Annotated in this window: 20 protein-coding genes; 2 read left to right on the top strand and 18 right to left on the bottom strand. The window is 58.0% G+C overall.

Annotation, left to right across the window (positions count from 1 at the left end):
* Window positions 1-9: 9 nt before the first annotated feature.
* From pal to cydA, 10 genes are all read right to left on the bottom strand, one after another.
* Window positions 10-519 (bottom strand): peptidoglycan-associated lipoprotein Pal, encoded by a 510-nt coding sequence (pal, locus tag AWX27_RS16035; RefSeq protein WP_025160033.1) that lies wholly within the window; start codon window positions 517-519, stop codon window positions 10-12.
* Window positions 520-563: 44 nt separating this feature from the next.
* Window positions 564-1,856: a Tol-Pal system beta propeller repeat protein TolB gene (gene tolB, locus AWX27_RS16030; protein WP_004939856.1), complete on the bottom strand. Its 1,293-nt coding sequence runs from the start codon at window positions 1,854-1,856 to the stop codon at window positions 564-566.
* 132 nt (window positions 1,857-1,988) lie between these two features.
* Window positions 1,989-3,215, bottom strand: coding sequence for a cell envelope integrity protein TolA (tolA, locus tag AWX27_RS16025; protein ID WP_060423646.1), 1,227 nt, complete (start codon window positions 3,213-3,215; stop codon window positions 1,989-1,991).
* Window positions 3,216-3,296: 81 nt separating this feature from the next.
* Window positions 3,297-3,725, bottom strand: coding sequence for a colicin uptake protein TolR (gene tolR / locus AWX27_RS16020; RefSeq protein WP_004939859.1), 429 nt, complete (start codon window positions 3,723-3,725; stop codon window positions 3,297-3,299).
* A gap of 12 nt (window positions 3,726-3,737) precedes the next feature.
* Entirely contained in the window at window positions 3,738-4,421 is a 684-nt protein-coding gene (gene tolQ / locus AWX27_RS16015) for a Tol-Pal system protein TolQ (RefSeq protein WP_004939862.1), read from the bottom strand.
* A complete protein-coding gene (ybgC, locus tag AWX27_RS16010; RefSeq protein WP_025160034.1) occupies window positions 4,418-4,822 on the bottom strand; it encodes a tol-pal system-associated acyl-CoA thioesterase in 405 nt (134 codons plus the stop codon). The genes tolQ and ybgC overlap by 4 nt, the downstream gene beginning before the upstream one ends.
* Window positions 4,823-4,952: 130 nt before the next feature.
* The gene (gene ybgE, locus AWX27_RS16005) at window positions 4,953-5,249 is read right to left on the bottom strand and encodes a cyd operon protein YbgE (protein ID WP_038877538.1); all 297 of its coding nucleotides are present in this window, start codon (window positions 5,247-5,249) and stop codon (window positions 4,953-4,955) included.
* Window positions 5,249-5,362, bottom strand: a complete 114-nt coding sequence (gene cydX / locus AWX27_RS16000) for a cytochrome bd-I oxidase subunit CydX (RefSeq protein ID WP_004939868.1) — start codon at window positions 5,360-5,362, stop codon at window positions 5,249-5,251. Before cydX ends, ybgE begins: the two co-directional genes overlap by 1 nt.
* 17 nt (window positions 5,363-5,379) lie before the next feature.
* The gene (cydB, locus tag AWX27_RS15995; protein WP_019454033.1) at window positions 5,380-6,519 is read right to left on the bottom strand and encodes a cytochrome d ubiquinol oxidase subunit II; all 1,140 of its coding nucleotides are present in this window, start codon (window positions 6,517-6,519) and stop codon (window positions 5,380-5,382) included.
* Window positions 6,520-6,533: 14 nt separating this feature from the next.
* Window positions 6,534-8,102 carry a cytochrome ubiquinol oxidase subunit I gene (gene cydA / locus AWX27_RS15990; protein WP_019454034.1) on the bottom strand — a complete coding sequence of 523 codons (1,569 nt, stop codon included), beginning with the start codon at window positions 8,100-8,102 and terminating at the stop codon, window positions 6,534-6,536.
* 683 nt (window positions 8,103-8,785) lie between these two features.
* Between cydA and AWX27_RS15985 the strand changes: the two genes are divergently transcribed.
* The gene (locus AWX27_RS15985) at window positions 8,786-10,684 is read left to right on the top strand and encodes a bifunctional metallophosphatase/5'-nucleotidase (protein ID WP_060423641.1); all 1,899 of its coding nucleotides are present in this window, start codon (window positions 8,786-8,788) and stop codon (window positions 10,682-10,684) included.
* Window positions 10,685-10,756: 72 nt separating this feature from the next.
* On the opposite strand, the gene sucD is transcribed toward AWX27_RS15985, so the two are convergent.
* The 8 genes from sucD to sdhC form a co-directional block, all read right to left on the bottom strand.
* Complete coding sequence (gene sucD, locus AWX27_RS15980; RefSeq protein ID WP_004939878.1) at window positions 10,757-11,629, bottom strand: succinate--CoA ligase subunit alpha; 873 nt, start codon at window positions 11,627-11,629, stop codon at window positions 10,757-10,759.
* Window positions 11,629-12,795 carry an ADP-forming succinate--CoA ligase subunit beta gene (gene sucC / locus AWX27_RS15975; RefSeq protein WP_025301883.1) on the bottom strand — a complete coding sequence of 389 codons (1,167 nt, stop codon included), beginning with the start codon at window positions 12,793-12,795 and terminating at the stop codon, window positions 11,629-11,631. Before sucC ends, sucD begins: the two co-directional genes overlap by 1 nt.
* A 122-nt stretch (window positions 12,796-12,917) precedes the next feature.
* Window positions 12,918-14,135 (bottom strand): 2-oxoglutarate dehydrogenase complex dihydrolipoyllysine-residue succinyltransferase, encoded by a 1,218-nt coding sequence (gene odhB, locus AWX27_RS15970; protein WP_033637469.1) that lies wholly within the window; start codon window positions 14,133-14,135, stop codon window positions 12,918-12,920.
* A gap of 64 nt (window positions 14,136-14,199) precedes the next feature.
* Window positions 14,200-17,007, bottom strand: coding sequence for a 2-oxoglutarate dehydrogenase E1 component (gene sucA, locus AWX27_RS15965; protein ID WP_004939884.1), 2,808 nt, complete (start codon window positions 17,005-17,007; stop codon window positions 14,200-14,202).
* 275 nt (window positions 17,008-17,282) lie between these two features.
* Window positions 17,283-17,999, bottom strand: a complete 717-nt coding sequence (locus AWX27_RS15960; protein WP_004939885.1) for a succinate dehydrogenase iron-sulfur subunit — start codon at window positions 17,997-17,999, stop codon at window positions 17,283-17,285.
* A 16-nt stretch (window positions 18,000-18,015) separates the two neighbouring features.
* The gene (gene sdhA, locus AWX27_RS15955; protein ID WP_060423638.1) at window positions 18,016-19,782 is read right to left on the bottom strand and encodes a succinate dehydrogenase flavoprotein subunit; all 1,767 of its coding nucleotides are present in this window, start codon (window positions 19,780-19,782) and stop codon (window positions 18,016-18,018) included.
* Window positions 19,783-20,130: a succinate dehydrogenase membrane anchor subunit gene (gene sdhD / locus AWX27_RS15950; RefSeq protein WP_004939891.1), complete on the bottom strand. Its 348-nt coding sequence runs from the start codon at window positions 20,128-20,130 to the stop codon at window positions 19,783-19,785. It lies immediately after the preceding gene.
* Window positions 20,124-20,513 (bottom strand): succinate dehydrogenase cytochrome b556 subunit, encoded by a 390-nt coding sequence (sdhC, locus tag AWX27_RS15945; protein ID WP_004939893.1) that lies wholly within the window; start codon window positions 20,511-20,513, stop codon window positions 20,124-20,126. Before sdhC ends, sdhD begins: the two co-directional genes overlap by 7 nt.
* Window positions 20,514-21,243: 730 nt before the next feature.
* Between sdhC and AWX27_RS15940 the strand changes: the two genes are divergently transcribed.
* The gene (locus AWX27_RS15940) at window positions 21,244-22,536 is read left to right on the top strand and encodes a citrate synthase (RefSeq protein WP_016928730.1); all 1,293 of its coding nucleotides are present in this window, start codon (window positions 21,244-21,246) and stop codon (window positions 22,534-22,536) included.
* The last annotated feature ends 52 nt before the right edge of the window (window positions 22,537-22,588 follow it).

Genomic DNA, 22,588 nt, shown 5'->3' with positions numbered 1-22,588 from the left:
GCGATTCTCTTAGTAAACCAGAACGGCACGACGGTTTTTAGCATAAGCCGCTTCGTCGTGGCCCAGTACTGCTGGTTTTTCTTTACCGTAAGAAACGATAGAGATCTGGTCAGCGGAAACGCCTTTACCCTGCAGGTACATTTTAACGGCGTTAGCACGGCGCTCACCCAGAGCAATGTTGTATTCCGGCGTGCCGCGTTCGTCAGCGTGGCCTTCAACGGTCACTTTGTAAGACGGGTTGTTACGCAGGAATGCAGCGTGCGCGTCCAGCATCTGAGCGAATTCGGAGCTTACGTCATACTTGTCCAGGCCGAAGTAAACGATGTTGTTCTTCTGCAGTTCTTGCATCTGCAGACGAGCTTGTTCTTCGGAAGACAGGTTGCTGCTGCCGTTTTCCATACCAGTGCCAGCGCCCATACCAGATTGGTCGTTGTTTGCGCTTTTGTTAGAACTACAAGCTGCTACAGCCAGAACTGGCAGTGCCAGCAGAAGCCCTTTCAGCACTTTGTTCAGTTGCATTTCTTTGATCCTTTTATAGTTTGCCATACATATTTACACATGCATCACAGATACGGCGACCAGGCAGGGAATTTGACCTGTCCATCAGTTGCCGGAAGACGCGCTTTGAAACGCCCATCAGTTGACACCAACTGCAACACGGAGCCCATACCTTGCGTGGAGCTATAGATCACCATGGTGCCGTTTGGCGCAATACTAGGCGTTTCATCCAGGAAGGTGCCGGTCAAAACCTGAACGGCGCCCGATCCAAGATCTTGTTTGGCGATGTGTTGTGCACCACTGTTGGTGCTTACCATCACCAGGAATTTACCGTCGGAGCTGACTTCAGAATCCTGGTTCTGAGATCCTTCCCACGTCAGACGCTGTGCGGCACCGCCGCTGGCGCTGATTTTATAAATCTGCGGACGCCCGCCCTGGTCGGAGGTAAACGCCAGCGACTGGCCATCCGGGAACCAGGTCGGTTCGGTGTTGTTGTTGCGCCCATCGGTCAGCTGCGTGATCTGGCCGGAGCCGAGGTTCATCACGTACAGGTTCAGGCTGCCGCTCTTGGACAGCGCGAAGGCCAGCTTGCTGCCGTCCGGCGAGAACGCCGGCGCACCGTTGTGGCGCGGGAACGAGGCGATCTGGCGGATTGCGCCGTTAGCCAGGGTCTGCACCACCAGCGCGGAACGGCCGCTCTCGAAGGTCACGTAAGCCAGTTTGCTGCCGTCCGGCGACCAGGCCGGTGACATCAGCGGCTCAGGCGAACGGTGCACCGTGAACTGGTTGTAACCGTCGTAATCCGCTACGCGCAGCTCATACGGGAATTTCCCGCCGTTGGTCTGCACGACGTAGGCGATACGGGTACGGAACGCGCCCTTGATGCCGGTCAGCTTCTCGAACACTTCGTCGCTGGCGGTATGGGCAGAATAACGCAACCATTGTTTGGTTACTTTATACTGGTTCTGCGCCAATACGGTGCCCGGCGAACCCGAGGTGTCCACCAGCTGGTAGGAGATCAGGTAGCTGCCGTCGGCGCCAGGTTGAACCTGGCCGACAACCACGGCGTCGATGCCCAGCGCAGTCCAGGCCGCCGGCGTCACTTCAGACGCGGAGGTCGGTTGCTGCGGCATGCGCGCCACGTCGATCGGGTTGAATTTGCCGCTGTTGCGCAGATCCGCGCCGACAATCTTGCCGATATCTTCCGGCGGCGTGCCAGGGCCCGCCCATTTAAACGGCACCACGCCAATCGGACGAGCGGAGTCGACCCCTTGGGTGATTTCAATGCGAACTTCCGCGTGCAGCACGGACGCCCACAGAATTAAAAAACCTAGCGCTACTCGAAATGCCTGCTTCATCTCATCTCCCTTATCCAGGCGGGATGCCTGCGATAAATTAGCAGAATTTTAACAAACCAACTTACGTAAAACTACATAATCCCTGTTGGTTACCTTAGTACATCCCTGTGATATCACTCACTCAATCAACCGTTATTGCGGCTTGAATTCAAGTATAGAATTCTTAAAGTGCTGATAAACGGCATCGCTCGGCGGCTTCGGTATATGCGCCAACTTGGCGGCAGACACTGCTGCTTGACACAGAGCAGGATCGCCCCCCGCCGCTTGTACGCTTATCAGCAGGCCGTCCGGCGCCAGCTTGATACGCAGGTCGCAGGTTTTGCCGGCGAACGAACTGGCGTCATAGAATTTGCTCTGAATCGCCCCTTGAATCTGCCCCATATAACCGCTGATATCCGCCCCGCTGGCCCCAGCCGCTTTGGCATTGCCCTGCCCGGCCGGTTTACCGTCGCCTTTCGATTTAGCACCGCCGCCTTTCGGCGCGTTCTTGCCGTCCGCCAGGCCGCCAAACAGATCGCTAACTTCATCCGATTGTTTCGCAGCCTCAGCGGCAGCCTTCTTCTTGGCATCCGCAGCGGCTTTTTTGGCGGCAGCCGCTTTCTCGGCCGCAGCTTTCTTCTCTGCCTCGGCGGCAGCCTTCTTCTCGGCTTCCGCTGCGGCTTTTTTCTCAGCTTCAGCGGCCGCTTTCTTCTCCGCGGCCTCTGCGGCTTTTTGCTCTGCGGCAGCCGCCGCGGCTTTCTTCGCCTCTTCCGCCTGTTTCTTGGCGGCGGCAGCGGCGGCCGCTTCTTTCTTGGCTTCCGCTTCGGCTTTCTTCTGCGCGTCCGCCTGTGCCTTGGCGACCTTTTCCGCTTCGGCCTTCGCCTTGGCGGCGGCGGCTTCGGCGACCTTCTGTTGCTCTTTGGCCTTGGCTGCGGCGGCTTCCGCCGCTTTTTGCTGCTCGGCGGCCTGTTTCTGCTGCTCCGCTGCCTTCTGCTGTTGCTCAGCCTGCGCCTTGGCGTCCTGCGCAGCTTTCTCCTGCGCCACCAAACGCTCTTTCTCCAGCTCCTTCAGGCGCTGCTGTTGCTCCGCCTGCTTCTGCTGAAGCTCTTCGGCCTGTTGCTCCGCCTTTTTCTGGCGCTGCTTCTCGGCACGCTGCGCATCGTTGCTCTGCTGCTGCTGGCGGTTGTATTGCTCCACCACCGCGCCAGGATCGACCATCACTGCGCCCACCACGGTGCCATCACCGCCACCGCCGGCGCCCATGTCGACCTTTTCCTGCAGCGATCCCCAAATCAGCAGGGCAATCAATATGAAGTGCAGAACGACCGAAACAATAACGGCGCGGTTCAGCTTATCGTTTTGCTCAGTTGCCTTTACCAAAATAGATTCCCAAAAACTGGTGTTGCTTATACGGGGTTCCTGGGCCGCAGCGCAGGAACCGGGTTGCCGTTCGCCTTACGGTCAGATCGGCTGGGTCATCAGCCCCACGGAAGCCACGCCCGCCTGATGGAGAATATTCAATGCCTTGATAATCTCATCGTAAGGGACTTCCTTCGCACCGCCGATCAAAAAGACCGTTTTCGGGTTAGCTGCCAAACGCGACTTGGCTTCGGCCGCGACTTGCTCAGGCGGCAGCAGCTCCATACGGTTGTGATCCACCACCAGGGTGTATTGACCTACGCCGGAAACCTCGAGGATCACCGGCGGATTGTCATCGCTGGACACCGTTTTGGAATCGGTGGCGTCCGGCAGGTCAACCTCCACGCTCTGCGTGATGATTGGCGCGGTTGCCATAAAGATCAGCAGCAGCACCAGCAACACGTCGAGCAGCGGAACGATGTTAATTTCGGACTTCAGCTCGCGCCGACTACGTCCACGTACTCTCGCCATGCTACCTCCTACTTATTTGCTGTCGCTGGAGAAGGCCTGACGATGCAGAATAGCGGTGAACTCTTCCATAAAGTTGTCGTAATTCTGCTCAAGCTTGTTGACGCGCTGGTTGAGACGGTTATAGGCCATTACCGCCGGGATGGCGGCGAACAGACCGATCGCGGTGGCGATCAGCGCTTCGGCGATACCCGGCGCCACCATCTGCAGCGTGGCTTGCTTCACCGCGCCCAGCGCGATAAAGGCGTGCATGATCCCCCACACGGTGCCGAACAGGCCGATATACGGGCTGATCGAACCGACGGTGCCGAGGAACGGAATATGGGTTTCCAGCGTTTCCAGCTCGCGGTTCATCGAAATACGCATCGCGCGCGACGCCCCTTCGATCACCGACTCCGGCGCATGGTTGTTGGCGCGGTGCAGGCGGGCGAACTCTTTGAACCCGGAATGGAAGATCTGCTCGGAACCGGTCAGGCTATCGCGACGCGCCTGACTTTCCTGGTACAGACGGGAAAGCTCGATACCGGACCAGAATTTGTCTTCAAAGGCTTCGGCGTCACGCGTCGCCGCATTGAGGATGCGGGTGCGCTGAATGATGATCGCCCAAGAGGCTACCGAGAAGCATATCAAAATCAACATGATAAGCTTAACCAGCAGGCTCGCCTTCAAGAATAAATCTAGGATGTTCATGTCAGTCACTGCTTAAACTCCGCGACAATAGACTTAGGAAGCGCTCTTGGCTTCATTTGGTGTGGATCAATACAGGCAATCAGGACATCTGCCTGGCTCAGTAGGGCCCCGTCAGAATTGACAATGCGTTGAGCAAACGTGAGAGAAGCCCCGCGCAGACAGGTGATTTCGCTCTGGACCTCCAGTTGCTCGTCGAGACGAGCCGGAGCCAGATAATCCACCGTCATGCGCCGGACGACAAAAGCGACTTGTTCACTGAGCAGCTGCTGTTGATGAAAGTTGTGCTGACGCAGCATCTCTGTGCGCGCTCTTTCAAAAAAGGCGACGTAGCGGGCGTGATAGACCACACCACTGGCATCGGTATCCTCGTAGTAAACGCGAACCGGCCATCGAAACAACGTATTACTCACTCTACTTCCCAGCAATGCAATTTAACGCTGCTACTATACGCAAGACGGATCGGGTTGGGAATGGGTTACAAGATGGGAATGAAAATAATTATGGGCCGTGAGGGCCCATAACGTGGGGACATCAGGGAGATTATAAAGAAACGTAAAGTAATCCTGCGCACAGGATCACAATTGCGGGAAGTGGCGCGAAAAAGGCGCGCCAGATGCTGCGCTGCGGGCGGAATCCGAAGCCGTGGATCACCCCGGCGCACACCGCCCAAATCAGCAACAGCCCTTCCCAAATCTCCAGCGAGCTGGTTTTGGCGGCGAAACGCGTCGGATCCCAGAACACGCACCCCGCCAAAATCAACGCCAGCACCAGGGAAAGGGCCCGGATCGGGCCCTTGTCGGTGACAGCGTACAGCTTGTCAATCACGGACGAGCTCATCACTTACCGTCTTGCTGAGCTTTGGTTGCTTCGCTCTGCTCAAGCGCCAGCGCCGTGATGATGCCGAAGGCGCAGGCAAGAAGCGTTCCGAGAATCCAGGCAAAATACCACATGGTTTAGCTCCTTATCCTTAGTACAGCGAATGCTTGTTGTTTTCGATGTAGTTCTTGTCAAGGCGACCGAACATTTTGTAGTACGACCAGCTGGTGTACGCCAAAACGATAGGCACGAAGATCGCCGCCACGACGGTCATCACTTTCAGCGTCAACAGGCTCGACGTCGCGTCCCACATGGTCAGGCTGACGTTAGGCACGGTGCTGGACGGCATCACGAACGGGAACATGGTGACCCCGGCGGTGAGGATGACGCAGGCGATGGTCAGCGACGAGGTGACGAACGCCAGTGCGCCTTTCTCCAGACGCGAGAACAGGATGGTGAACAACGGCAGCACCACGCCCAGCGCAGGCAACGCCCACAGCAGCGGGTACTTGTTGAAGTTGATCAGCCAGGCCCCGGCCTGATGCGCCACTTCTTTACGCATCGGGTTGGATTCCGCCAGGGTGTCCAGCGCCGACGTCACGACGAAGCCGTCGATGCCTTTCACCAGCCATACGCCCGCCAGCAGGAAGCACACCGCCATGATCAGCGTCGCGATCTGCGCCGCAGCGCGTGAACGCAGGTGGATCTCGCCGGTGGTGCGCATTTGCAGGTAGGTCGCCCCCTGGGTAACCAGCATGGTCAGGCTGACCACGCCCGCCAACAGACCGAACGGATTCAGCAGTTGGAAGAAGTTACCGGTGTAGAACAGGCGCATGTACTCGTCCATGTGGAACGGCACGCCCTGCAGCAGGTTGCCGAACGCCACGCCGAATACCACGGCAGGCACGAAGGAGCCGATGAAGATGCCCCAGTCCCACATGTTGCGCCAGCGGCTGCTCTCCAGCTTGGAACGGTAGTCGAAACCGACCGGGCGGAAGAACAAGGCGGCCAGCACCAGGATCATGGCGACGTAGAAGCCGGAGAAGGCCGCTGCGTAGACCATCGGCCAGGCGGCGAACAGCGCGCCGCCGGCGGTGATCAGCCACACCTGGTTACCGTCCCAGTGCGGGGCGATGGAGTTGATCATCACCCGGCGCTCGGTATCGGTTTTCCCGATGATGCGCACCAGAATGCCGACGCCCATGTCGAAACCGTCGGTGACGGCGAAGCCGATCAGCAGTACGCCAACCAGGACCCACCAAATAAATCGCAGTACTTCATAGTCAAACATACGTGGACTCCTGTTTAGCGCGCTTCCTGCACGGCGGCAGTCGGTTGTTCAAAGTGATAGCGGCCGGTTTTCAGGCTGCTTGGACCCAGACGCGCAAACTTGAACATCAGGTACAATTCAGCCACCAGGAACAGGGTGTACAAGCCGCAGATCAGCCCCATCGAGAACAGAATGTCGCCCGCGGTCAGCGAAGAGTTGGCGACCGCCGTCGGCAGCACCTCACCAATCGCCCACGGTTGACGGCCGTATTCCGCCACGAACCAACCGGACTCGATCGCGATCCAAGGCAGCGGCAAACCGTACAGCGCCGCGCGGTGCAGCCATTTTTTCTGGCCGATGCGGCCGCGGATCACGTTCCAGAACGACAGGCCGATGATCAGCAGCATGATCACGCCACAGGCCACCATGATGCGGAAGGCGAAGTACAGCGGCGCCACGCGCGGAATGGAGTCCTTGGTCGCCAGCTGGATCTGCGCTTCCGTCGCGTCGGTGACGTTCGGGGTATAGCGCTTCAGCAGCATGCCGTAGCCCAGGTCTTGCTTGGTTTTATTGAATTCGGCGCGCACCGCAGGATCGGTGTTGCCGCCGCGCAGCTCTTCCAGCAGCTGGTAGGCTTTCATCCCGTTGCGGATACGCACTTCATGCTGCGCCATAAGATCTTTCAGGCCGGTGACCTGAGTGTCCGTGGAGCGGGTGGCGATCAGGCCAAGCGCATACGGGATCTGAATAGAGAAGGAGTTTTCCATCTTGTCCTGATCGGGAATGCCGAACAGGGTGAAGGACGCCGGCGCCGGCTGGGTGTCCCATTCCGCTTCGATAGCGGCCAGTTTGGTTTTCTGCACGTCGCCCATTTCGTAGCCGGATTCATCACCCAGAACGATAACGGACAGAATGGCAGCCATACCGAAGCTGGCAGCGATGGCGAAGGAGCGCTTGGCGAAGGCGATGTCGCGGCCTTTCAGCAGGTAGTAGGAGCTGATGCCCAGAACGAACATCGCGCCACAGGTGTAGCCGGAAGCCACGGTGTGAACGAATTTCACCTGCGCAACCGGGTTAAGCACCAGTTCGGAGAAGCTGACCATCTCCATGCGCATGGTTTCGAAGTTGAAATCCGAAGCGATCGGGTTCTGCATCCAGCCGTTAGCGACCAGGATCCACAGCGCGGACAGGTTGGAGCCGAGGGCCACGAACCAGGTTACCGCCATGTGCTGCACCTTGCTCAGACGATCCCAGCCGAAGAAGAACAGGCCGACCAGCGTCGATTCAAGGAAGAACGCCATCAGACCTTCGATAGCCAGAGGGGCCCCGAAGATATCGCCGACGTAGTGAGAGAAATACGACCAGTTAGTCCCGAACTGGAACTCCATGGTCAAACCGGTGGCCACACCCAGAGCAAAGTTAATCGCAAATAACTTTCCCCAGAATTTGGTCATGTCTTTATAGATTTGTTTGCCAGACAGGACATATACCGTTTCCATAATTGCCAGCAAGAACGCCATACCGAGCGTTAATGGGACAAATAAGAAATGGTACATCGCCGTTAAAGCAAACTGTAAGCGCGACAGTTCGACAATATCAAACATCTTGACTCCTTGCTCCTCGCAGGAAGACTCCGACACGCGGTTATCGGCACGCCTCTTTCAAAGCCGCCAGTAACGCCCCGCAGTGAATGCCCTTAAACACAACAAATTTGATCCAGCTTCTCCGCTTTCAACCGCACACTCGGCCAATAGCCCCACGGGCCGCCGACAAGCACGCCACTGAAAACCGACAACGGGTAACAAATGCAACAAGATCAACCATCCATAATCACAACATGGATGATACTCGCCCAATCCCACACAATAAATAGGTTTTTACGTGACGTGGGTTAGACTTTTGGTTACAGGTCAAATCTTAGCCGAAAGAGGTACTTCGGGCTAATTTGATCTGAGACAATTTAAGCCTATCCGCATCTTATTTCCATATTCATCAGCACATTTCGCATAATTTTCTTAGGGTCATGTTGCGCAATGGTTTAATTGTTTTTTAATGATATTTTTGTGTTAAATAAATGTAATTTAAAAGGGCCGCCATTGTATTATTACGCGCTTATTATGCGACATAATTAACCTTTTATTTCCAATAAGCCGTGACAGTGATAGCAGTCACAAAACAACAAATCTCTCTCCAATATTAGTCTATTTCTCGCGATGGGATCGTAAAGGTTGCGATTTTGTAGCAAAATGACCACTTATGTTAAAATTGCATTGAGTGACAATAACTTATGAAAAAAATCATCTTTGCCTCTGTCTTGGGACTCTCGGGAAACGCCATGGCCGCCGAAACGGTAAATATCACCCTGCTGGGCACCTCCGATCTACACGGCACCTTCGTGCCCTGGGACTACGCCAGCGACACGGAAAATCTGGCGGGCAGCCTGAGCCAGATAGCCACCCAGGTCAAAAAAGTGCGGGCCGAGCAGCCCAACCTGATCCTGGTGGACGCCGGCGACACCATTCAGGGCAACTTCGTCGAAACCTTCAAGCATGAGGCCGTCAGCCCGATGATGCTGGGCCTCAACGCGCTCAATTACGATGTCTGGGTGATGGGCAACCACGAGTTCGACTTCGGCCTGCCGGTGCTGGCCACCCCGCTCAAGCAGTTCAAGGGCGCGGCGCTGGCGGGCAATATCGTCTGGGACAACGGCAAGCCCTATCTGCCCGCCTACACCATCGTCGAACGCCAGGGCGTGAAGATCGGCATTATCGGCATGGACACGCCGATGACCGCGGAATTCGCCAAGGGCACCGATCGCATCAAAGGGCTGAACTTCACCGATCCGGTGCAGGCGGTGAAACAGGTCATCAGGCAAATCGACGGCCAGGTCGACGCCATCGTGCTGGTGGCGCATATGGGCATCGACAACGAAAATCAGCGTCCCGGCACCGGCGTAGCCGACATCGCCAACGCCAACCCGGAGCTGGCGGCGATCGTCGCCGGCCATATGCATGTGAAGATCGACAAAGCGGTGGTTAACGGCGTCATCATCACCGAGCCGGATAAATACGGCCGCGCGCTGTCGCGCATCGATCTGCAGTTTGAGCGCCGCGACGGCAAGTTCACGCTGATCGACAAAAACAGCTACACCTACCCGATCAAAGGGCTGGCGCCGGACAGCGCCATGCAAGCGCTCTACCAGCCGTACCATGACATTCTGCGCGCCAACGCCAACCGGGTCGTGGCGAAGCTGAGCGGCAGCGATCTGGTGCCCGCCGACGAATTCCGCGGCATTCCCCAGGTACACGTGCAGGATACCGGCATCAGCGCGCTGTTCCAGCAGGCCGCCCGCCACTATGCGCCGCTGGCGCAGGTGATCGCCCTGCAGATCGACAACGATCGCGCCAAGCTGGACGTCGGCGACATCAAGGCCAAGGACATCGCCTTTAACTACCAATACGCCGGCGGCGAGATCACCGTGTATCAGCTCAACGGCAAAGCGCTTAAACGCTACATGGAGTGGTCCGCCGGCTACTTCAATCAGCTGCAGCCGGGCGATGTCACCTACAGCTTTAACCCGGCGCGGCGATCGTCCAAATATTCCACCAATGATTTCTTCGACGGCGTCACTTACACTATCGACCTGCGCCAACCTGCCGGCTCGCGCATCGTCGACCTGCGCCTGGCGGACGGCACGCCGGTCACCGACGATATGCCGATCCGCCTGGGCATGAACAGTTACCGCATGGGCCACCTGACGCAAAAGGATGGCGCGCTGGAGGGGCAATCCTTCCCGGTGCTGTTCGACAGCAAAGCGCAATACGGTGAAGAAGAAGGCACCATTCGCCACCTGACTCTGCGCTACCTGACGGAGGTGAAACACGGCCACTATCAGGGCGTGCCGCCGCAGCGCTGGAAGCTGATCGGCATGGGGGGTTACGAACCGCAGCGGGCGATCGTCAAACGGCTGCTCAATGAAGGCGTTATCCAGGTAACGACCACCGACGATGGCCGCTACACCAACGTCGCCTCGATCAACGTCAAAAACGCGCTGTTCCGCAACGCCGACGATTACCGCGCCGCCCTCACCTCGCTGGATCAACAGCGGCAAGCTGCAGCGGATCCGGTACAACAGCGCCGCCTGCAGGATCGGATCGCGCTGATCAAGGCACTCAACGATTTCTGATCTTCGCCCATAAAAAAGGCCACCCAATGGGTGGCCAAACATGTCGAGATATTGTTATTTCGTACTAAATTCTTAGCGCTTCAGCACCGCTTTTACCGCGTCGCCGATGTCCGCCAGGCTGCGAACGGTTTTCACGCCCGCCGCTTCCAGCGCAGCAAACTTCTCGTCCGCCGTGCCTTTGCCGCCTGCGATGATGGCGCCCGCGTGGCCCATACGCTTGCCTTTCGGCGCGGTCACGCCGGCGATGTAGCCGACAACCGGTTTGGTGACGTGTTCTTTGATGTAAGCTGCCGCTTCTTCTTCAGCGCTGCCGCCGATCTCACCGATCATCACGATCGCTTCGGTCTGCGGATCCTGCTGGAACATCTTCAGGATATCGATGAAGTTGGAGCCCGGGATCGGGTCGCCGCCGATGCCCACGCAGGTAGACTGGCCCAGACCGGCATCGGTGGTTTGTTTCACCGCTTCATAGGTCAGGGTACCGGAGCGGGAAACGATGCCCACTTTGCCCGGCAGGTGGATGTGGCCAGGCATGATGCCGATTTTGCACTCGCCTGGGGTGATCACGCCAGGGCAGTTCGGCCCGATCATGCGCACGCCGGCTTCGTCCAGCTTCACTTTCACGGTCAGCATGTCCAGGGTCGGGATGCCTTCGGTGATGGTGATGATCAGTTTGATGCCGGCATCGATCGCTTCCAGGATGGAGTCTTTGCAGAACGGCGCTGGAACGTAGATGACCGAGGCCGTCGCACCGGTCGCTTCAACCGCTTCGCGCACGGTGTTGAACACCGGCAGGCCCAGGTGCTGAGTGCCGCCTTTGCCCGGGGTTACGCCGCCAACCATTTTGGTGCCGTAAGCGATAGCTTGTTCGGAGTGGAAAGTCCCCTGGCTACCGGTGAAGCCCTGGCAAATTACTTTGGTGTTCTTATCGATTAAAATGGACATTATTTACCCTCCACTGCTGCAACAACTTGCTGAGCCGCATCAGTCAGGCTGGTCGCAGCAATGATATTCAGGCCGCTGTCCGCCAGTTTCTTGGCGCCCAGTTCGGCGTTGTTCCCTTCCAGGCGCACTACGACCGGGACGTTAACGCCCACTTCGGCCACTGCGCCGATGATGCCGTCGGCGATCAGATCGCAACGTACGATACCACCGAAGATGTTAACCAGAACCGCTTTCACCTTGTCGTCGGACAGGATGATTTTGAACGCTTCGGTCACGCGCTCTTTGGTCGCGCCGCCGCCTACGTCCAGGAAGTTGGCCGGTTCGCCGCCGTGCAGTTTAACGATGTCCATGGTGCCCATCGCCAGACCGGCGCCGTTAACCATGCAGCCGATGTTGCCGTCGAGGGCAACGTAGTTCAGCTCCCACTGAGCCGCACGGGATTCGCGCTCGTCTTCCTGGGAAGGGTCACGCATTTCACGCAGTTCCGGCTGGCGGAACAGGGCGTTGCCGTCGGCGCCCAGTTTGCCGTCCAAGCATACCAGATCGCCCTGCTTGGTGATCACCAGCGGGTTGATCTCAACCATCGCCAGGTCGCGCTCCAGGAACAGCGTCGCCAGGCCCATGAAGATCTTGGCGAACTGGCTGACTTGCTTACCGGTCAGGCCCAGTTTGAAGGCCAGCTCACGGCCCTGATAAGGCTGTGGACCCGCCAGCGGATCGATGGTCATTTTGTGGATCAGTTCAGGGGTTTCTTCCGCCACCTTCTCGATTTCCACGCCGCCTTCGGTAGACGCCATGAACACCACGCGACGGGTAGAACGATCCACTACCGCGCCCAGGTACAGCTCTTTATCGATGTCGGTCGCCGCTTCTACCAGGATCTGGTGAACCGGCTGGCCCAGCGCGTCAGTCTGGTAAGTCACCAGACGCTTGCCCAACCAGGCTTCCGCGAAGGCACGGATATCTTCTTTGCTGTTGACGACTTTAACGCCGCCCGCTTTACCGCGGCCGCCAGCATGAACCTGACATTTCACCACCCACGGGCCGGAGCCGATTTTGGATGCGGCTTCTTCTGCTTCACGCGGAGTGGTACAGGCGTAACCGGTTGGTGCCGGCATGCCATACCGAGCAAACAGCTGTTTTGCCTGATATTCGTGTAAATTCATGATGTTCTATCCATTCAGTTCTGAAGGTTTTTAGCCGGACCATTATTACGCGGTAAACCGCATGGTTTTCCGGCCACATAGCACAGAGTGCGGGCGCGGCATGCCGCGCCCGGCAAGGGTTACTAGACGTCCAGCAGCAGACGAGCCGGATCTTCCAGCATCTCTTTGACCGTCACCAAATAACCGACGGATTCTTTACCGTCGATCAGGCGGTGGTCATAAGACAGCGCCAGATACATCATCGGCTGGATCACCACCTGACCATTGACCGCCATTGGGCGATCTTTGATGGCGTGCATGCCCAGGATGGCGCTCTGCGGCGGGTTAATGATCGGGGTGGACATCAGGGAGCCGAATACGCCGCCGTTGGTAATGGTGAAGTTACCGCCGGTCAGCTCTTCCACGGTCAGTTTGCCGTCGCGGCCCTTAACGGCCAGCTCTTTGATTTTCTTCTCGATGTCAGCCATGCTCATGGCGTCTACATCGCGCAATACCGGCGTCACCAGGCCGCGCGGGGTCGAAACCGCGATGCTGATGTCGAAGTAGTTGTGGTAAACCACGTCGGAACCGTCGATCGACGCGTTCACTTCCGGGAAACGCTTCAGCGCTTCAACCACCGCCTTGATGTAGAAGGACATGAAGCCCAGACGCACGCCGTGGCGCTTCTCGAAGGCTTCGCCGTACTGCTTGCGCAGGTCCATGATCGGCTGCATGTTGATTTCGTTGAAGGTGGTCAGCATCGCGGTGCTGTTCTTCGCTTCCAGCAGACGCTCGGCGACGCGTTTGCGCAGGCGGGTCATCGGCACGCGTTTTTCGCTGCGGCCGGCCAGAGCAGGCTGCGGTGCGGCTTCAGCGGCGGCGGCCGGTTTGGCAGCGGCGCCGCCTTTGGCCAGGTGCGCTTCCACGTCTTCACGCGTGATGCGGCCACCCACGCCGGTGCCCTTGATGGCGCCGGCATCGAGATCGTGTTCGGCGATCAGGCGACGAATCGCCGGGCTGAGCGCGTCATTGCTTTCTTCTTCCAGGCTCGCGGTAGCGCGCTGGGCAGGCGTGGCTTCTTTCTCTTGGCTCTTCTCGGCGGTCGGCTTGCCGGAGCTGTCGCCCGGACGGATGCGGCCGAGCAGCTGGCGAGACAGCACGGTCGCGCCCTCTTCTTCCACGATAGCATCGAGAATGCCCGCTTCACTGGCCGGCACTTCCAACACGACTTTGTCGGTTTCGATTTCAACCAGGACTTCATCACGCTGCACGCTGTCGCCCGGTTTTTTGTGCCAGGTGGCTACGGTCGCATCGGCAACCGATTCAGGAAGGTCAGGAACCAGAATATCTACGCTACTCATTTAGCTTTCCCTTAAGTTTTTTATCATCTGCTTGCCGGCCCCTCGGCCGGCAAGCGAGCGAACATTAGTCAATATTCAGCGCGTCGTTCACCAGAGCCTGCTGCTGCTTCTGGTGTACGGACATATAGCCCACCGCCGGAGAAGCGGAGGCCGGACGTCCTGCGTAACGTAAAGAAGCCCCGAACGGTACCACTTCACGGAAGTTGTGTTGGCTGCAGTACCAGGCGCCCTGGTTCAGCGGCTCTTCCTGACACCAGACGAAATCATGCACGTGCGAGTATTGTTCCAGCACGGCCTGCACGGCCTGATGCGGGAACGGATACAGCTGCTCGATACGCACGATGGCCACGTCTTTTTGCTCGTTCTTGCGACGCTGTTCCAGCAGGTCGTAGTAGACCTTACCGGAGCACAGCACGACGCGCTTGACCGCTTTCGGATCCAAGTCGTCGATCTCGCCGATCGCCGGCAGGAAGGTGCCGTTGGCCAGTTCGTCCAGCGAAGAAATCGCCAGCGGGTGACGCAGCAGCGACTTCGGCGACATCACCACCAGCGGACGGCGCATACCGCGCAGCGCCTGACGACGCAGCATATGGTAAACCTGCGCCGGCGTGGACGGGACGCACACCTGCATGTTCTGCTCTGCGCACAGCTGCAGATAGCGTTCCAGACGCGCGGAAGAGTGCTCTGGGCCCTGGCCTTCATAGCCGTGCGGCAGCAGCATCACCAGGCCGCACATACGGCCCCATTTTTGCTCGCCGGAGCTGATGAACTGGTCGATAACGACCTGCGCGCCGTTAGCGAAGTCGCCGAACTGCGCTTCCCAGATGGTCAGCGTGCGCGGTTCCGCCGTCGCGTAGCCGTATTCGAACGCCAGCACCGCTTCTTCGGACAGCACGGAGTCCCAGACCTTGAATTCGCCCTGGCCGCTGTGGATGTTCGCCAGCGGAACGTAGACGGAACCGTTTTTCTGGTTGTGCACCACCGCGTGGCGGTGGAAGAAGGTACCGCGGCCGGCGTCTTCGCCGGAGATGCGGATTGGAATGCCTTCATCCGCCATGGTCGCGTAGGCCAGCGTTTCGGCGGCGCCCCAGTCGAACGGCTTGTTGCCCGCCGCCATCTCGGCGCGGTCCGCGTAGATTTTCGCCACACGCGACTGCATTTCGATCGCTTCCGGCACGGTGCTGATGCGGCGGCCCAGCTCCTGCAGGCGCTTCATCTCAACCTTGCTCGGGTACTCTTCGTCCCACTCGTGGTTCAGGTACGGAGACCAGGTGAAAGAGTGCAGGTTCATCGGACGCCACTCTTCAACCACGCAATCGCCGCGGTCGAGCGCGTCGCGGTACAGGTTGACCATTTCCGTGGCATCTTCCAGGCTGGCCACTTTCTGCTCGGTCAGAACGTCAGCGTAGATTTTGCGCGGCGTAGGGTGTTTCTTGATCTTCTGATACATCACCGGCTGGGTAGCGCTCGGCTCGTCGGCCTCGTTGTGCCCATGGCGACGGTAGCAGACCAGATCGATCATCACGTCACGCTTAAAGGTGTTACGGAAATCCAACGCCAGGCGGGTGACAAAGGCCACGGCCTCCGGATCGTCCGCGTTAACGTGGAAGATCGGCGACTGAACCATTTTGGCGATGTCGGTGCAGTATTCGGTAGAGCGCGCATCCAGCGGGTTGGAGGTGGTGAAACCAACCTGGTTGTTGATGACGATACGCACGGTGCCGCCCACTTCGTAGCCGCGAGCCTGAGACATGTTCAGGGTTTCCTGAACCACGCCCTGGCCGGTGATGGCGGCGTCGCCGTGGATGGTGATCGGCAGCACCATGTTGCTGCGCGCTTCATCCAGACGATCGCGACGGGCACGTACCGAGCCCATGACCACCGGGCTGACGATCTCCAGGTGCGACGGGTTGAACGCCAGCGCCAGGTGAACCATGCCGCCTTCGGTTTCCACGTCGGAAGAGAAGCCCTGGTGATATTTCACGTCACCGGTACCGAGGTGTTCTTTATGCTTGCCGGCGAATTCGTCGAACAGGTCGGCCGGCTTTTTGCCCAGCACGTTGATCAGCACGTTCAGACGGCCGCGGTGAGCCATGCCCAATACCACTTCGCGCGTGCCGTTCTTACCGGCGTGGCGCACCATCTCTTTCAGCATCGGCACCAGCGCGTCGCCGCCTTCCAGCGAGAAGCGTTTAGCGCCCGGGAATTTGGCGCCCAGGTAACGTTCCAGGCCTTCCGCCGCGGTCAGCTCGTTCAGGAAACGGCGTTTTTCGTCGGCGGTAAAGCTGGCGCGCCCCACCACCGACTCGATGCGCTGTTGGATCCAGCGTTTCTCTTCGGTGTTGGTGATGTGCATGTACTCAGCGCCGATCGACCCGCAATAGGTCTGCTTCAGCGCGGCGTACAGATCGCCCAGTTTCATGGTTTCTTTGCCGATGGCGAAAGAGCCCACGTTGAAGGTTTCCTGGAAATCGGCTTCGGTCAGGTTGTGGTAAGCGGGATCAAGGTCAGGAACTTGCTCGCGCTGCCACAGGCCGAGCGGATCGAGGTTGGCATGCTGATGCCCGCGGAAGCGGAAGGCGTTGATCAGCTGCAGTACCTTGACCTGTTTGGCGTCGGTTTCCGGATCGGTGATGGTGGTGTTATAGCGCGCGGAGTCTTTCGCCAGGCGGCGGAAGTAATCGCGCGTTTGAGAGTGAAGCTGATCGGGTTTGACACCCGCGGTTGGTAGCTGTTGAAAAATGGAACGCCAGCTATCTTCAACGGAACCCGGATCGGTTAAGAAGTCTTCATAGAGCTGCTCTATGTAAGACTGGTTCGCGCCCGCCAGATAGGAGGAATCCAGCCAGGCCTTCATTGCGCCGTTCTGCATCATGATCCCTTAAGCTTTGAAGCTTTAGTTTTCGCCGTGGTTAACATAATTACCGTGATGAATACGGTTTGCCGTAAAACGGTTCACTCGACGTACTTGCGGCCATGACGGCCCGATACGTTCTGTTATGGACCTTGCGGTCCCTTACAAGGAACCTCTAAAAACCGGCGGAAGAACCAGGCTGCATAGCGCCGCAGCCGCGGGTCAGTTTTTAGAGGTTCCCTCCCCTATGGGATGTGCGCCGGAAAAGAGCCCGGCGCAGCATCTCATTCCGTTTATGCGCCGCGTTGCAGCAGCATGGACTTGATATGCCCGATAGCACGCGTCGGGTTCAAGCCTTTAGGACATACACTGACACAATTCATAATGCTATGGCAGCGGAAAACACTAAAAGCGTCGTCCAGATCATCTAAACGTTCTTGCGTTTCCGTGTCACGGCTGTCGATCAGGAAGCGATACGCCGCCAACAGACCGGCAGGCCCGATGAACTTGTCCGGGTTCCACCAGAACGATGGGCAAGAGGTCGAGCAGCAGGCGCACAGAATGCACTCGTACAGACCGTCCAGCTTGGCGCGCTGCTCCGGCGACTGCAGGTGCTCGCGCGCCGGCGGGTTCTTGCCGTCGTTCAGCAGGTATGGCTTGATCTTTTCATACTGGGTGTAGAACTGGCCCATATCCACCACCAGATCGCGCACCACCGGCAGGCCCGGCAGCGGACGGATCACGATCTTGCCGTTGCCTTTGCGCAGCGACGAAATCGGGGTGATGCACGCCAGGCCGTTTTTACCGTTCATGTTCAGGCCATCGGAACCGCACACGCCTTCGCGGCATGAGCGACGGAACGACAGGGTCGGGTCTTTTTCTTTCAGCTGGATCAACGCATCCAGCAGCATCATGTCGCGACCTTCTTCCGCTTCCAGGGTGTAGTCCTGCATGTGCGGCGCGTCATCGACATCCGGGTTGTAGCGATAAATGGAAAATTCGAGTTTCATCTGTCGATCTCCGCAATTAGTAAGAACGCACTTTCGGCGGGAATGCCGGGCGCAGCTTCGGTTGCATGTTCACTTCACGACGCGTCATGCTTTCCGATTGCGGTAGATACAGCGAATGGCACAGCCAGTTGGCGTCATCGCGTTCCGGGTAGTCGAAGCGGCTGTGTGCGCCACGGCTCTCGGTACGGAAGTTGGCCGACACGGCTGTGGAATACGCGGTCTCCATCAGGTTATCCAACTCCAGGCACTCGATGCGCTGGGTGTTGAACTCGCTGGAGGTATCGTCCAGGCGTGCGTTCTTCAGACGTTCACGGATCACTTTCAGTTCTTCCAGGCCCTTGGCCATCGCATCGCCTTCGCGGAATACCGAGAAGTTGTGCTGCATGCAAGACTGCAGCGCTTTGCGAATTTCGACCGGGTCTTCGCCGGAACGGGTGTTGTTCCAACGGTTCAGACGATCCAGCGAGGCTTCCACGTCGGAGTCGCTGGCGTCACGGCTCACGCCCTGCTCTTCCAGCGATTCCTGCAGGTGCATGCCGGCGGAACGACCGAACACCACCAGGTCGAGCAGCGAGTTGCCGCCCAAACGGTTGGCGCCGTGCACCGATACGCAGGCGATTTCGCCCACGGCGAACAGCCCCGGGATCACCACGTCTTCGCCTTTCTCGTTCACGGTCAATGCCTGGCCGGTCACTTTGGTCGGAATGCCGCCCATCATATAGTGGCAGGTTGGGATAACCGGGATCGGCTCTTTCACCGGATCGACGTGCGCAAAGGTGCGGGACAGTTCCAGAATGCCCGGCAGACGGGATTCCAGCACGTCTTTACCCAGGTGATCCAGCTTCAGTTTGGCGTGCGGGCCCCAAGGACCGTCGCAGCCGCGGCCTTCGCGGATTTCGATCATGATCGAACGGGCAACCACGTCGCGGCCCGCCAGATCTTTGGCGTTCGGCGCATAACGCTCCATGAAGCGCTCGCCGTGTTTGTTCAGCAGGTAACCGCCTTCGCCGCGGCAGCCTTCGGTCACCAGCACGCCCGCGCCGGCGATGCCGGTCGGGTGGAACTGCCACATTTCCATGTCCTGCACCGGCACGCCGGCGCGCAGCGCCATGCCGACACCGTCGCCGGTGTTGATGTGGGCGTTGGTGGTGGACTGATAAATACGGCCTGCGCCGCCGGTCGCCAGCACGGTGGCCTTGGCTTTGAAGTAAACCACTTCACCGGTTTCGATGCAGATAGCCGTGGTGCCGACCACCGCGCCATCCTGGTTTTTCACCAGATCAAGCGCATACCACTCGGAGAAGATGGTGGTGTGGTTTTTCAGGTTCTGTTGGTACAGGGTGTGCAGCAGCGCGTGGCCGGTACGGTCGGCTGCGGCTGCGGTACGCGCCGCCTGCTCGCCGCCGAAGTTCAGCGACTGGCCGCCGAATGGGCGCTGGTAGATGCGGCCGTCGTCCAGACGAGAGAACGGCAGGCCCATGTGTTCCAGTTCCAGAATCGCTTCCGGGCCGGTTTTACACATATATTCGATGGCGTCCTGGTCACCGATATAGTCGGAACCTTTCACCGTGTCGTACATATGCCATTCCCAGTTGTCCTCGTGGCTGTTGCCCAGCGCGACGGTGATGCCGCCCTGTGCGGACACGGTATGGGAACGGGTCGGGAAAACTTTGGACAGCAGGGCACAGGTCGAGCCCGCTTGGGAAATTTGCAGCGCGGCACGCATGCCCGCACCGCCGGCGCCGATTACGACGGCATCAAACTCTCTGACTGGCAGTTTCATTTAAGCACCCCACACTACGATTGTTCCGTACAGTAAATAGACCAGCAACGCGACCACGACAGCCAGCTGCAACACCAGGCGAACCGCCAGCGGCTTGACGTAGTCCGTCAGCACCTGCCACAGCCCGATCCAGGCGTGCACCAGAATCGACAGCAAGGTCAGCAGAGTGAACACTTTCGTAATGGAAGTGGCGAAGAAACCGCGCCAGATGTCATAAGTCAGTTCCGGAGCCGTGACGAAGAAGCCCAGGATATACAGGACGTACAGGGTGATGATGATAGCGGAAGCGCGCAGCAGCAGCCAATCGTGCACGCCGTTGCGCCCTAATGCAGAAACGTTGTTTACCATACGAGGACTCCAGCCAGAACTGACAGCACGACGGTCAGACCGATCGCCACCTGGGCGGAACGGGTACCGGCGGCCAAACTCTCTTCGATGTAGCCAAAATCCATTAACAAGTGACGGATGCCACCGCAAATGTGATAGGCCAGCGCCGTGAGGATGCCCCAGAATATGAATTTGACGATGAAGCTATTCATGATGGCGGCCGCCTGCAGGAACCCCTCTTGGGAAGAGAGTGACAGGCCCAGCAGCCAGAGGAGGATACCCACGGCAACGAAGGTAATTACGCCAGAGACTCGGTGTAAGATAGACGCTATCGCAGTTACGGGGAACCGGATCGTTTGCAGATCCAAGTTGACAGGTCGTTGTTTTTTCACGTATTTGCCCACACAGCTCTTATTATTTTCCTTCCTCCGGGCCTGGGCGGGGATCAGACAGCGTTAAGAGCCTAAAACCCTTACACGTCACGCGCTCAAACATCAACATCCTCTGTGCTCAAACGGCGCGCATTTATAACGCTGGGTGCTCCTACTTCAGGGTAATCCGGAGACCTGGCGGCAGTATAGGAGGATCACATTCTGATTACAATTCTCATACAACCGCTTTGATAACATTTCCCCCGAACAGTGATTCAGATCACGGATTTCACAATTAGTGCAAAATTAATTATCTGATTTGACAAGAGATCAACATTTCCATTACATATAGGGGCACAAACGGTCCTATGATGCGCTATGGGTCAGCAGATACACTTCCCCCCGGGTTCGAGTTATGCAACAGTGTATTTGACGAACCTATCCCAATAGCCGTTGTTTCCCGCTCGATTTTGCCGGCGTCAAAAAGCAAATAAAGCAAATAAAAACAGATTATTGGGATAGGTTCACATCTCTTCGAACAGCTCATAGGTAAGATTAACAGACTATAACGAATTACTATGAATCGTTAACAACTGGTCACCCGTCTCGTTCGCCTGGTCAGCACTCTGTACCCTACCCGCGCACAGTTGCGCAGTCGCTCACAGAGTTAGCGTCCGCACCATTTTTTTGCGGGCAACCTGCAGAGATTTAAGGTATTTCAGTTGTTAGTGGTTTTTAAAATAAGGCGCTAAGGAGACAGTAAATGACTGATAAGAAAGCGACGCTAACCATTAACGACAGCGAAGCTCCGATCGAACTGGGCGTATTGACACCGACACTGGGCCCTGATGTCCTCGATGTCCGCGCTCTGGGTTCCAAAGGTTATTTCACATTTGATCCCGGCTTTACCTCCACCGCTTCTTGCGAATCCAAGATTACCTTCATCGACGGCGACAAAGGCGTGCTGCTGCACCGCGGCTTCCCTATCGAGCAGCTGGCGAAAGAATCTTCCTACCTGGAAGTGTGCTACATCCTGCTGTACGGCGAGACCCCAACGCCGGAAGAGTTCGAGACCTTCAAGACCACCGTCACCCGCCACACCATGATCCACGACCAGATCACCCATCTGTTCCGTGGTTTCCGTCGCGACTCGCACCCGATGGCGGTGCTGTGCGGCGTGACCGGCGCGCTGGCGGCGTTCTACCACGATGCGCTGGACGTCAACAACGAGCGTCACCGTGAAATCACCGCGTTCCGCCTGCTGTCTAAAATGCCGACCGTGGCCGCGATGTGCTACAAATATTCCCTGGGCCAGCCGTTCGTTTACCCGCGCAACGATCTGTCCTATGCGGGCAACTTCCTGCACATGATGTTCGCCACCCCGTGCGAAGAGTACGTGGTGAACCCGGTGCTGGAACGCGCCATGGACCGCATTCTGATCCTGCACGCCGACCATGAGCAGAACGCCTCTACCTCTACCGTGCGCACCGCCGGCTCTTCCGGCGCCAACCCGTTCGCCTGCATCGCGGCCGGTATCGCCTCCCTGTGGGGACCGGCGCACGGCGGCGCCAACGAAGCGGCGCTGAAAATGCTGGAAGAGATCAAGACTGTCGAGCACATTCCGGAATTCATCAAGCGCGCCAAGGACAAGAACGACTCCTTCCGCCTGATGGGCTTCGGCCACCGCGTGTACAAGAACTACGATCCGCGCGCTACCGTGATGCGCGAAACCTGTCACGAAGTGCTGAAAGAGCTGAACAAGAAGGACGACAACCTGCTGCAGGTCGCAATGGAGCTGGAGCACATCGCGCTGAACGACCCGTACTTCATCGAGAAGAAACTGTACCCGAACGTCGACTTCTACTCCGGCATCATCCTGAAGGCGATGGGTATTCCTTCTTCCATGTTCACCGTGATCTTCGCCATCGCGCGCACCATCGGCTGGATCGCCCACTGGAACGAAATGCACGACGAAGGCATCAAAATTGCCCGTCCGCGTCAGCTGTACACCGGCTATGCCGAACGCGATTTCAAATCCCAGCTGAAAAACAAGTAAGCCGCTTTCCTGGCTGAAACCGCACAGCGCCGCCCCTTCGGGCGGCGTTTTT

The organism is Serratia sp. 2880STDY5682894, assembly GCF_001537385.1.
GTDB classification, from domain to species: Bacteria; Pseudomonadota; Gammaproteobacteria; order Enterobacterales; family Enterobacteriaceae; genus Serratia; species Serratia nevei.
Note: the sequence above shows the minus strand (reverse complement) of the source record. Positions and strands in the feature narration are given on the sequence as shown.